Source organism: Psychrobacter sp. NPDC078409 (assembly GCF_050268505.1).
Lineage (GTDB): Bacteria > Pseudomonadota > Gammaproteobacteria > Pseudomonadales > Moraxellaceae > Psychrobacter.
In genome coordinates this window covers 608258-620308 of the sequence record NZ_JBNNGW010000001.1, presented here as the reverse complement: position 1 = coordinate 620308, position 12051 = coordinate 608258, and the positions used below count along the sequence as shown (strand labels likewise).

The following is a 12051-nucleotide window of genomic DNA, read 5'->3' as shown; positions in this document are numbered from 1 at the left end:
CGAAGAATACGCCACAGAGTAAGGGAATCTCATGACAGATATGATTGATATGGCTAATATGCCAAAGGGCGCATTGCATGGTATCAAGGTGCTCGATTTATCGAGAGTGCTTGCTGGCCCTTCTTGCACACAAGTACTTGCTGATCTTGGTGCCGAAGTTATCAAAGTTGAGCGTCCACATATCGGTGATGAGACTCGTCATTGGGCACCGCCAACATTCAGCGATGACACCTCTGCTTATTACGCTACGATTAACCGCAATAAAAAATCGCTGACGGTAGATATCACTACGCCGACAGGGCAAGACATCATTAAGCAGCTGATCGCTGAGAGTGATATTTTGGTCGAAAACTTCAAAGTCGGTGGTCTGAAAAAATACGGCTTGGATTATGACAGTCTAAAACAGTCCAATCCGCGGCTGATCTATGCGTCATTGACAGGGTTTGGGCAGACAGGTCCAGATGCTGCGCGCCCCGGTTATGATTATATTATCCAAGGGTTGTCAGGTCTGATGAGTATCACAGGCCCTAGTGATGGCGAACCGCACAAAGTTGGCGTGGCAGTGGTCGATTTGTTTGCAGGTTTGCAGCTAACGATTGGTATTCAAGCGGCACTATTGGCGCGTCAAAATACGGGTGTTGGACAACACGTCGATGTAGCGTTGCTTGATAGTGCGCTCGCTATGCTGGCCAATGTCGGCATGAATCATTTGGCATCCGATAAGATACCGCCAAGGTTGGGCAATCAGCATCCTAATATTGTGCCGTATCAAGTGTTTGCTGGCGCGGGCGAGCAGCACTTTATTTTAGCTTGCGGCAATGACAGTCAGTTTGCCAAACTTTGCACCGTGCTCGCAGTCGATTGGCATACCGATGAGCGTTTTACGACCAATCCAGCACGTGTGACCAATCGAGAATTGTTGTGCGGTGAGCTGACTAAGCATTTTGCTAATCAGCCACGCGCCTATTGGCTAGAAGTGCTAGATCAGGCAGGTATTCCATGCGGCGCGATTCATAACGTGGCTGAAGCCTTGGCCATACCGCAAGCGCAAGCAAGGAACATGATTGTTAATTTTGCGGCACAAGGCAGTCCAGTACGCGCACTTGGTAACCCTATCAAGTTATCCGCATCACCAGTCAGCTATCGTATGCCGCCACCGCAGTTAAGCGAGCATACTGATAGTACGCTTACTGATTTGGGTTATGACAGTGAGATGATCGCTAAGCTAAAAGCCGATGGAATTGTTTAGCAGAATTTTTTGGTTTATATTTTTTAGACCTGCACCGATATTCAATCCTAACGCTATCTTTCAGCGTTAGGATTGAAGCCTAAATGCTGCTCGATTTGCTCCGCCAATTCAATCAATACCGCACTGACCTCAGCCCGTTTAGATTCATACTCTCCTTGTAAAAAACTTACTGCCATACCAGCGACCGCATTGCCTGATGCATTACGGATATAAGTGCCCAAGCAATACATCCCATCGCGCAACTGTCCATCATCGAGTGACAACCTACTTTTTTGAGTCGCTACAAGCTCAGCGGATAAATCCGTAAAGTTCTTGACCCCATGCTGGGTCATAGGTGTCGGAAACTCATTTTTATATAACGATTTGATGTTGTCCATAGATAACGTGGATAGCATAGCCTTGCCAGTTGCAGAAAACACGGCAGGCACACGAACACCTGCACGAAAGGTAAAGCCAAGCGGAGCAGGCGACTCATGGCATGCCAAAAATACCACCTCTCCCAAATCCAGTTTGGATAAGGTAACTGTGTGCTGAAGAAGCACCGGATACTGCACAATCAAATCTTTAAACAACTGGGTGACGCCTTGTTGTTGCTCATATTTCCCAGCCCAATACATCAAATATGAACCCAAATAAAAGCGACTTTCAGGGTCTTTGTAAATGACATGTTTGGTCAATAGACTTTGCAATATGTTGTGAGTAGAGCTACGCGGAAGCCCCAGTTCCTTAGCGATATGAGCCGCGGTCAGAGGCTGTGAACTATCAGTAATCAAGTCCAAAATCTGAAATGTTTTGTCTAGCGCAGGCACGGCAGTCGAGCTCATAAGTAACCTATAAAAATAAAAGAAAATAAGAAAATACAAGATAATTTTCAAAATAATGAGATTAAGGGTTGCAAATCCCATCATATCGTTCTTATAATGATGTCTCGTATATAGAATTAATGTTCAGTATATTGAACAATAAATGAATTATCAATAATTATTTAATAGTTACCATTATATCCACTCTTATAAACATACACTCTAAATGACAAGGAGCGTTTACATGTCACATACGCTACAGTTATCAAATCCAGATCTACTCAAACAATCTTGTCTTATCACAGACGGCTGGCATGTCTCCAGTGACAATGAAGCCCTCGATGTGGACAATCCTTTTAACGGCGAGCTCATTGGTACTGTACCAAGCCTCACGACGGAAGATGTCAATAAAGCAGTCGCGTTCGCTCATGAAGCTCAAGTTACTTGGGCAGCCAAGACAGCCAAAGAGCGTGCAGACCTATTACAGAAATGGGCAGATCTCATTGATGCTAATAAAGAAGATTTGGCTATTATCATGACCGCTGAGCAAGGTAAGCCGCTGACGGAATCACGTGGTGAAGTAGGCTATGCCAACAGCTTTATCCGCTGGTTTGCTGAAGAAGGCAAGCGCGTCTATGGTGATGTGATTCCTGCTAATAGCACGCAGCTACGTCACGTTGTTCTCAAGCAGCCAGTTGGTGTTTGCGCCGCTATCACGCCTTGGAATTTTCCAGCTGCGATGATCACGCGCAAAGTTGCTCCTGCACTAGCGGCAGGCTGCACGATTATCGTCAAACCTGCCACCGAGACACCGTTCTCAGCATTGGCATTAGGCGCTTTGGCAGAGCAAGCAGGTATTCCTGCAGGCGTTATTCAAGTGGTAACGGGTGAGTCCTCTGTTATTGGTAAAATCCTGACTGGCGATGCCCGTATTCATAAGCTGTCATTTACAGGTTCTACAGAAGTAGGTCGTATGTTGATGGCACAATGTGCACCGACTGTTAAAAAACTATCGTTAGAGTTGGGTGGCAACGCACCATTTATCGTCTTTGATGACGCCGATCTAGAAAAAGCCGCTACTGGCTTAATCGCTTCTAAATATCGTAACGCTGGTCAGACTTGTGTCTGTGCCAACCGCGTATACGTTCAAGACAGCATTAAAGATGAGTTTTTAGATATCTTTGTCAAGAAAGTCGCTGAGCTAAAAGTGGGTAACGGTTTGGAAGAAGGCGTAGATATTGGCCCTCTAGTCAACAAAAAAGCGTTAGATAAAGTTCAAGCCTTGCTAAAAGACGCGCTAGATAAAGGCGCAAAACTGGTCACTGGTGGTAGTGTCAATGACGCTTCAGAACTGACTTATAATCCAACGGTTATCACAGATATTAGCAGTGATATGGACATCGCTTCTGAAGAAATCTTCGGACCGATTGCGACCATATTTACTTTCAAAGACGAAGCAGAAGTTATCCGTGCTGCTAACGATACGATCTATGGCTTGGCCGCTTACTTCTATAGTAGCGACTATGCCCGCTCATGGCGCGTTACCGAAGGTCTTGAGTACGGAATCATCGGTCATAACACGGGTTTAATTTCTACAGAAGTTGCCCCATTTGGTGGTGTGAAGCAGTCTGGCTTTGGCCGTGAAGGTTCAAAATACGGTATCGAAGACTATATCACGACCAAATACTGGTGCTCTGATATTACCTAATAGCCATAACCTAATGAGTTGGCTTAATGGTCAGCAAAGTAACAATTAGCAAAGCATCAACTAGCGCAAATTTTTGGATATCTGTGGTGTTTTGGGTCAAACAAACACCATTTGATATCTACTGAGTACAAAAACAGACATCAAATAAACCGCCAATCTTTAGATGGCACTTATGTTACGAACACAGAAAAGGACATTCCCATGACGACTACCAATCAATCATTACTTGAGCGCCGCAAAGCTGTTTTACCAACAGGACTTGGGGTTGCCTTTCCTATCTTTGCAGAAAAAGCAAAGAACTCAGAAATCTGGGACATCGAAGGCAAGCGTTATATCGACTTTGTCGGTGGTATCTCAGTATTGAACACGGGTCATAGCCATCCAAAAATCACTCAACGTGTCCATGAGCAGCTAGACAAATTTACACACACTGCGGCGCAAATGATCAACTATGAATGCTATGTAGACTTGGCTGAAAAGCTGTGTGAAAAAGCGCCAATCAGCGGCGATACTAAAGCATTCTTTTTGACCACTGGTGCAGAAGCGGTTGAAAACTGCATCAAGATTGCTCGTGCTAAAACCCGTCGTCCAGGCGTGATTTCTTTTGTTGGTGGCTGGCATGGTCGTACCATGATGTGTATGAGCCTAACAGGCAAAGTGTTGCCATACAAAAAGAACTTTGGCCCGATGCCAGGACCAGTATTCCATGCGTTGTTCCCTGCAGAAGAGTTGAACGTAACAGAAGCGCAAGCACTACATAGCCTTGACATGATTTTCCAAGCAGACATCGATCCTAGTGAAGTCGCTGCAATGATTATTGAGCCAGTCCAAGGTGAGGGTGGTTTCCATCAGGTGACGCCTTCATTTGCCAAAGCGTTGCGCGAGATCTGTGATGAGCATGGCATCGTGCTCATTTTTGATGAAGTACAGTGTGGTTTCGCGAGAACCGGTACGTTGTTTGCCACTGAGCAATTAGGCGTTGAGCCTGATCTAATGACTGCTGCGAAGAGTTTGGCTGGTGGCTATCCTATCTCTGCGGTCATTGGGCGTGCTGACATTATGGATGCGCCGCAAGTCGGTGGCCTAGGCGGTACTTACTCTGGTAACCCACTGGCTTGTGTGGCCGCACTTGCGGTCATGGAAGTTATCGAAGAAGAAAACTTACTTGAGCGTAGTGTGGTGATTGGTGACACCATCGCCGCGTTCTTAAAAGGCTTGAACCTAAGCAGCATTGGTCATATCCGTCATAAAGGCGCGATGCTAGCGTTTGAGCTAATCGATAGCGAAGGCAAACCTGATGCCGCCGCCGCCGCCAATCTAAAAGCAAAATCATTTGAGCAAGGATTGCTATTAGCATCTTGTGGTATGTATGGCAATGCCATTCGTGTGATGGTGCCATTGACGGTCGAAGATGAAGTATTACAAGAAGGTCTTGATATTATCAAAGGTATTCTAACTGTTTAATCAATATTGAGTGTCATTTACTGTAGCGATGGACCACTTTTAATCAAGCAATGATTTTGGTTAAAAGGTTGTATTTAAGATAACGGCAAGGCTGCCATCATGGCACTCATTTTGAGTGAGCTTTTGAACGGCGCCTTGCAAGTCAAGACGCCGTTTTTTTATTTATATTATTTGGATAATAGACAAATAGTACAAAAGACCAAACGGCATACACAGTAAATATAATGGGTGCTATCCCACTAAACAAAATTAGTGTAACTGTGAAAGGTCTACACGGATGACACACAGACAAGGAGTAGGTTATGTCTGAATTAAAGAAAACATTAGGTGTTTTTGATATTATTGCACTGGCATTCGGTGCAATGGTTGGTTGGGGCTGGGTTGTACTAGCAGGTAGTTGGATCATCTCAGCAGGTATATGGGGCGCAATTAGCGCCTTTTTGATAGGCGGTCTAGTCGTCGTATTGATTGGTGTGACGTATGCTGAACTTGCGGCCTCCATGCCAATTACTGGCGGTGAGCATACTTATACCCATCGAGCGTTAGGAGTCAATGTCTCCTTTATTTGCTCATGGAGTATTTTGTTTGGTTATTTTTCCGTCGTTGCTTTTGAAGCAGTAGCACTGCCCACCGTTGTTGAATATGTCATTCCTAATTACAGCCAAGGGTATCTTTGGAATATCGCTGGCTGGGACGTATATGCCACATGGGTCGCTGTGGGGATGCTTGGTTCAATCATTGTTACATGGCTGAACATACGCGGTATGGAAGTCAGTGCTTGGTTTCAAAAGCTGGCAGTCGTGGGTATTTTCTGTGTAGGTATACTGCTGTTCGTTGGGGCGTTGATGTTTAGTCCTGAGACCTCTAATACCGTACAAGCGCCTAACTTTATTGGTGGTATGGGTGGCATCATGACGGTGATGGTGATGGTACCGTTCTTGTTCGTTGGCTTCGATGTCATTCCCCAAGCTGCAGAAGAAATCAATCTATCTCGTCCGAACATCGGTAAGTTTTTGATTGTCTCTATTATTATTGCCGTGCTGTGGTATGTAGCAGTCGCTTGGAGTGTGGGCAAGACTTTACCGCTATTACAAGCGCAAGACTCAACATTGGCAACGGCTGATGCGATGACCAATGCTTGGAATGGTAAATGGGCTGGTACGTTACTGGTTATTGGCGGCGTGCTAGGTATTTTATCGAGCTGGAATGCGTTTCTTATCGGTGGTAGTCGTCTGCTATATGCTATGGGCAAAACGCACATGTTGCCACAGTTTTTATGCAAACTGCATCCGAAATATAATACGCCCGTCAATGCGATTTTATTAATCGGTGGTCTCGCGACACTTGCGCCATTATTTGGTCGTAAAATGCTGGTGTGGATTGTAGATGCTGGCGGGTTCGGTATTGTTATTGCCTATACTTGTGTGGCTCTTTCATTCTTAGTGCTGCGCTACCGTGAGCCTGATATGGTACGTCCGTTTAGAGTACCAGCAGGTAAATTGGTTGGTATTATCACTATTATCTTGAGTCTTGGTATGTTGGCACTATATCTACCAGGTATGCCATCAGCACTTGTCGCTATTGAGTGGTGGATTTTCCTTGGCTGGATCGTACTTGGTGGGGTATTGTACGGTTATGCTACGATGAAGAATCCTGGTAAGAGTAAAGACATTATGGATCATGAGCTGCGTGAGCTAAAAACGGCTAACCAGCAGTGGTTAAAAGAAAATCCATATAAAAAGTAGACTTACTTATCGTTAATAAAAAAGCCTAACGTCAAACGTTAGGCTTTTTTTGTTGTCTTTGTTCTGTTCAAAAATGAGTTTATACATTCAGAACAGTAATAATTTACTTAAAGTCGTTTTCTATCCTTTCTTGATTAGATGAGAGTCTTAATTATTTTTGTTAAATAATCAACTAGCATAATATTCGCATATTGACATTTAACGATAAAAAAGTAAAATAGCTCACTCTTGTTTACTATTATCGTTGTCGTGAAGGTTAGCTATATGATCAGAAGTGGAGATAAACTAAAATGTATCTGTGGCAACGATTTTTTTGTAGAAGGCTCGGTCTACACTGTCGGTAATATTATAAGCAATAAGTTTTTCCAAATAAATATTAGTGCAAATGATGAGTATTGGTATGCAACAAAGGACAGTGAAGGGATATATGTTCGTTTTAATCAAGAGGACCACTTAGTCAATGACGCCTTTTTTGCTTTAGAAAAATAATAGTATTAGCGTCTCATTGAGAAAGCTGTGGGTTTCGAGTGTCAGGCAATAGATTGAGGTGCTGCTACTGCCCGATAGTATGCTCAATAAACAGAACGACATTTTTCTAGTTTTTGGCAGTGTACTCGACATCGCATCATCTAACTATGTGGAGACAATTTAACATAAAAATAATGAATAAAAATATCCCAACGAAAAGACCTAATACTTGACATGAGGCCTTTTTTGACGTTCTGAAATACGTGCAATCATAATACTCTTAAACATGCATAGAAAAATAACTACGTCTAAACTCTAGATTTCGTGAAATGAGTATGATCAATGAGATTAACCAAGACTTTGATGTTCGATATCGTCAACTAAAAATAAGAAAATCCATATAAAAAGTAGACTTACTTAAACTACCTTTCATAAAAAAGCCTAACGTCAAACGTTAGGCTTTTTTTATTTAACTAAGATTTTAATCTATTAAGACTTATCACGAATCAGCTTATAGTTTAAGAACTCAGTGATGCCAAGGGTGCCAAGCTCACGGCCAAAACCTGAACGTTTGACGCCGCCAAATGGTGTATTGGCCTCAGAACCAGAAGGCGCATTGATAGTGACCATGCCCACTTCTAGTTTGTCAGCAATTTCAGCAGCCAGTGCCGCATCTTGCGTTTGGATAGACGCGGCCAGACCGAAAGGCACGTCGTTGGCAATCTTGATAGCATGGTCGATATCATTTGCTTTATAGACGACTGCTACAGGACCAAACAGCTCCTCACGATACACATCCATGGATTCAGTCACATCTGTCAGTACTGCAGGCTTAAACCAAGCGCCAGGCTTGTCTTTGTCCATGCCGCCTTCTACCAATACTGTCGCCCCTGCTTGGATAGCGCTGTCTAGCTGCGCTTGCAAGTTGACCGCAGCGGCTTTTGATGACATTGGGCCAATAAACGTATCTTCTTTAAGCGGGTCGGCCAAAGTCATGCTGCTGACTGCATTGGTAAAGCCTTCAACGAATTTGTCGTAGACTGATTCAATGACGATCAAACGCTTGGCTGCATTACAGGCTTGTCCAGTATTACCAAAACGACCAGAGATAGCGCCTTGTATCGCTTGCTCAATATCGGCATCGGCTGCGACGATAAAGGCATCTGAACCGCCCAATTCTAAAACGACCTTTTTGAGTGCGCCACCAGCTTCTTTTGCCACGGCTTGTCCTGCGCGTTCAGAACCTGTTAACGAGACACCTTGTACGCGTGTGTCATTGATAATGGTCGCTGATTGCTCATTGGTCGCAAAAATATTGTTATAAACACCTTCAGGTACGCCTGCATCTTTAAAGATATCGACAATAATTTCTGCGGTGTTTGGACACTGCGGTGCGTGTTTTAGAATAATCGTGTTACCTGCCATAAAGTTCGGCGCGACAAAACGGGCTACTTGGTAATGTGGATAGTTCCACGGCATGATGCCTAATAGCGCGCCTACAGGGTGTTTTTCTACCGACGCTGACCCTGAGTCTACATCAATAGTGCTTGGCGCTAGTAGCTGCTCAGCGTTGTCTGCATAGTAGCGATAGATATCAGCAACCAGACCGATCTCGCCTTTGGCTTGGGCAACAGGTTTGCCCATTTCGTTGGCGACGATGCGTGATAGCTCATCTTGACGCTCAAGATAGATATCAGCGATTTTATGCAGTAGTGCACTGCGCTCATTTAATGGCACTTTACGCCAGTCTTGATAAGCGGTATCTGCTTGTTCAATGACTTGCTGGATATCTTGTTCAGTGGCGGTAGGGTAAGTGGCTTCTACTTCACCAGTGGCTGGGTTATTAACTTGATAATCGCTCATATTATGTCCTTTATTTTAAAATATTATTGGGTTCAAAATCCATTTGGGTCTATATTTTTATGCGGGTGCTTTTAATTAAAGCTTCTAGTTACTGCTTTTGATGGATGGTTTTGGTTGCTGCTGCGTAATACAGTGAATATTACCGCCACCAAAAACAATCTCTCTTGTTCGTACTCCCACTACCTGATGCTGAGGAAAGACTTTTTCAAGCTGCTCGATGGCGAGTGCATCATTTATATCATCATATTGCGGTACTATGACCGCGTCATTACAAATCAAAAAGTTGGCATATGAGGCGATACAGACATCGCCCGACTGGAAAGTATTTACAGCTGTTAATTGTCTTCAGTGGTTTCTACCGTATCTACATTATCCGTTGTCTTCGACTTTTCTTTGGTTAGCTTTATTTTTGGATTTTTAGCAACAGGTTCGATGTTTTTTACAGCGACGTTAAGGGCAGGTTTAGACGCTTTTTTTAGACTGCGTTTGATGCGTCGAACTGCGATAGCATCTGCTTCTGCTTGTTCTTCGGCAAGCGCCGCATCATGTAAACTTTGATACACTTCAAGCGTCTTTTCAATCATCTCACGCATGGTGAATTTGTTGGTCATTTCAGGACGCGTCACGCTCTCTAGCTGGTTTCTAACCGCTTTACACAGCGCATTGGCATTGTACTTTTTTACCAAGCCTTGCGGGTAGAGCGGTTGTAAAATCTCGCTAAAGGCAGCTTGATCCCAACCAATAACTGGCGTACCTAAATGTATGGCTTGTAGGGCATTGATACCGATTGACTCGGGCTCATTGGCAAGTGCCATGACAATGTTGGCCGCCGATAGCCATTCTCGCATATCATTACGCTTGCTACCCACATAGGTAATGCGCTCAGCCAGTCCCAAGCTATTAGTACGTTGGCGAAAATCTTCATGAGCGACATCGCCGTCTTTATAGTCTTCATCCATAATAATGACGTGAATATTGGGGAACTGTTCTTGCAGGTTACCCAAGATATCTATCAGCCACTCTTGCCCGTACTCATTACCGATGACGGTTGGGAATACGAGCCATTTTTTGTGCTCAAGCTCAGGGTATTCAGCAAAGGTATGACGTAACCAATAGACCGAAGGATTATGACGATAAGGGTAGCGCCGAGTGTCGATACCGCGATAAATACGCGTGATGACTTTAGGATCTACGTCTTCGATGCGCAGTCCTTTTTTTAAGTATTGAGTGACACTATCAGATACGGTGATTATCGTATCAACATTGAGTAGAGCCTGAGAGTACTTGTTAATAGGATAAAAACCATACATGGTCGAGACCAGTTTGGGAAAACGTCTGACGCGCGCACGGCGCAATGCCAAATGCAATATCCATGCAGGGGTACGCGAGTGTACATGGATGACATCGGGTTCGTACTTTTCTATCAAATGCCGCAGTGCAGAGACTTGCAATAGCGATAGCCAAGACTTTTTATTCACGTGCAGCTGATGGTATATATTGCCATCGCGCTTGAGACGTCTGACCAAGTCATTGTCTTCATCGGCACTAGAGACAATGATAGAGGTATGCTCATTTTTGACCAATGCTCGCCCAAGATGAAAAATGCCGCGCTCGGATTCATCATGCTTTAGAGACGACAGTAAGCGCATAACTTTCATAATAGCGTTGGTCACCGGTTAGTAATATCAATTTGCTATTGTCAGTTAAAAGCGATTAAAACTCAACCATCAAGATAAAAAGATAAGGTCAGATAGGTAGTTTTTAGACTATATAAGCGTAAGGCATGGATTAATAAACACCAAAAGCCATTAGCGTCGTTTTTGTAAATGCTCAGCATTGGGCAGTACTTGTTTTTCACTCAAGTATTTCCAGTAGCGCTGCGGGAGATATTGTTTATGCAGCTTAGGGTTTTTGCGCTCTTTGATATTGACGTTGGTAAAGTAGCCTTGCCAGAATTTTTGATAGCGCTGCTCATCAGGACTATGGATGCTGGCAGGATTGCGTAGTACCGCATCATCGAGGTCGGTGATGGTTTGCAGCTTCGCTGGCCGTGATGGTATGCTATTACTTTTATCATAATAGATGCCATAGCCTCGCGTTAGATCGTAAATCGCCCAGTGTTGATCTTGATAGCGCTGACGAAAGTGCTCTCCGATCAGTGGCAGTACATTAAAATCAGGCTCTACACGTGCAAAATAAATATCATCAGTCGTATGCTCAAAACGTACAAACGCCTCCATACGGTGTTTCTCACGGCCAACCGATTTGACTGTTTGGACTAATTCGAGAACGTCTAAATTACCCAAATCCTGCATGATCTGACGGTTAGGGTAGTCGATGGCGTATTTGACCACGCGGAACAATGTCGTACCGATATCATCCTTTTCTGATAAAAATCCCCACAAGATATTTCGCATACCTGAGCGACCCAATAATGTATTTAATTTAACCAACACACGCTCGGCTTTGTCCTCGTCAGTTGCCACGCTAGTTGCCTGAGCGATAAGTGATGGCACATAGCAATCTTGCGCCGTTAGCTTTAGTGCCACATCGTTTTGTAGACGATTGGCATAAACATAAAACACAGCACTCAGCCAACCTTCAAAGCTAGGCTCATACAGTACAATGCTAGGCGTCAATTGACCGACAGCGTAAGAGTCATTTTGCATAAGTGCTGACATGTTTTATCCTACATTTCTATCATAAATACAGTAGCCAGATGGCAACCTTCTCTAGCACACACTATCTAGA

General features: G+C 44.0%; 8 protein-coding genes and 1 pseudogene. 4 read left to right on the top strand and 5 right to left on the bottom strand.

The features are described from left to right. Window positions 1–40 precede the first annotated feature (40 nt). On the top strand, window positions 41–1249 hold the full coding sequence (locus ACQKC9_RS02245) for a CaiB/BaiF CoA transferase family protein (RefSeq protein ID WP_427620462.1): 1209 nt from the start codon (window positions 41–43) through the stop codon (window positions 1247–1249). A gap of 53 nt (window positions 1250–1302) precedes the next feature. Here the strand turns inward: ACQKC9_RS02245 and ACQKC9_RS02240 are convergent, their stop codons facing one another. Then, window positions 1303–2073 (bottom strand): IclR family transcriptional regulator, encoded by a 771-nt coding sequence (locus ACQKC9_RS02240; protein ID WP_427620342.1) that lies wholly within the window; start codon window positions 2071–2073, stop codon window positions 1303–1305. A 223-nt stretch (window positions 2074–2296) separates the two neighbouring features. On the opposite strand from ACQKC9_RS02240, the gene ACQKC9_RS02235 reads away from it, so the two are divergent. The 3 genes from ACQKC9_RS02235 (at window position 2297) to ACQKC9_RS02225 (ending at window position 6969) form a co-directional block, all read left to right on the top strand. Further along, window positions 2297–3760, top strand: a complete 1464-nt coding sequence (locus ACQKC9_RS02235; RefSeq protein WP_427620341.1) for an NAD-dependent succinate-semialdehyde dehydrogenase — start codon at window positions 2297–2299, stop codon at window positions 3758–3760. A 201-nt stretch (window positions 3761–3961) separates the two neighbouring features. Further along, window positions 3962–5224, top strand: a complete 1263-nt coding sequence (gene gabT, locus ACQKC9_RS02230) for a 4-aminobutyrate--2-oxoglutarate transaminase (protein ID WP_427620340.1) — start codon at window positions 3962–3964, stop codon at window positions 5222–5224. A 302-nt stretch (window positions 5225–5526) separates the two neighbouring features. Then, on the top strand, window positions 5527–6969 hold the full coding sequence (locus ACQKC9_RS02225) for an APC family permease (protein ID WP_427620339.1): 1443 nt from the start codon (window positions 5527–5529) through the stop codon (window positions 6967–6969). Between the two features lie 957 nt (window positions 6970–7926). On the opposite strand, the gene ACQKC9_RS02220 is transcribed toward ACQKC9_RS02225, so the two are convergent. The 4 genes and pseudogenes from ACQKC9_RS02220 to ACQKC9_RS02205 form a co-directional block, all read right to left on the bottom strand. Next, on the bottom strand, window positions 7927–9300 hold the full coding sequence (locus ACQKC9_RS02220) for an NAD-dependent succinate-semialdehyde dehydrogenase (protein ID WP_427620338.1): 1374 nt from the start codon (window positions 9298–9300) through the stop codon (window positions 7927–7929). Between the two features lie 84 nt (window positions 9301–9384). Then, window positions 9385–9606 (bottom strand): annotated as a pseudogene (locus ACQKC9_RS02215) (agmatine deiminase family protein); the annotation flags it as partial. Window positions 9607–9635: 29 nt separating this feature from the next. Continuing rightward, complete coding sequence (locus ACQKC9_RS02210) at window positions 9636–10958, bottom strand: glycosyltransferase family 4 protein (protein ID WP_427620337.1); 1323 nt, start codon at window positions 10956–10958, stop codon at window positions 9636–9638. Between the two features lie 150 nt (window positions 10959–11108). Beyond that, complete coding sequence (locus ACQKC9_RS02205) at window positions 11109–11981, bottom strand: TIGR03915 family putative DNA repair protein (protein WP_427620336.1); 873 nt, start codon at window positions 11979–11981, stop codon at window positions 11109–11111. Between the last annotated feature and the right edge of the window lie 70 nt (window positions 11982–12051).

Excerpts from the sequence above, each read along its gene's own strand:
- ACQKC9_RS02245 (WP_427620462.1), top strand. The coding sequence starts at position 41 with ATGATTGATATGGCTAATATGCCAAAGGGCGCATTGCATGGTATCAAG.
- ACQKC9_RS02220 (WP_427620338.1), bottom strand. The coding sequence starts at position 9,300 with ATGAGCGATTATCAAGTTAATAACCCAGCCACTGGTGAAGTAGAAGCC.
- gabT (WP_427620340.1), top strand. The coding sequence starts at position 3,962 with ATGACGACTACCAATCAATCATTACTTGAGCGCCGCAAAGCTGTTTTA.
- ACQKC9_RS02210 (WP_427620337.1), bottom strand. The coding sequence starts at position 10,958 with ATGAAAGTTATGCGCTTACTGTCGTCTCTAAAGCATGATGAATCCGAG.
- ACQKC9_RS02240 (WP_427620342.1), bottom strand. The coding sequence starts at position 2,073 with ATGAGCTCGACTGCCGTGCCTGCGCTAGACAAAACATTTCAGATTTTG.
- ACQKC9_RS02225 (WP_427620339.1), top strand. The coding sequence starts at position 5,527 with ATGTCTGAATTAAAGAAAACATTAGGTGTTTTTGATATTATTGCACTG.
- ACQKC9_RS02235 (WP_427620341.1), top strand. The coding sequence starts at position 2,297 with ATGTCACATACGCTACAGTTATCAAATCCAGATCTACTCAAACAATCT.
- ACQKC9_RS02205 (WP_427620336.1), bottom strand. The coding sequence starts at position 11,981 with ATGTCAGCACTTATGCAAAATGACTCTTACGCTGTCGGTCAATTGACG.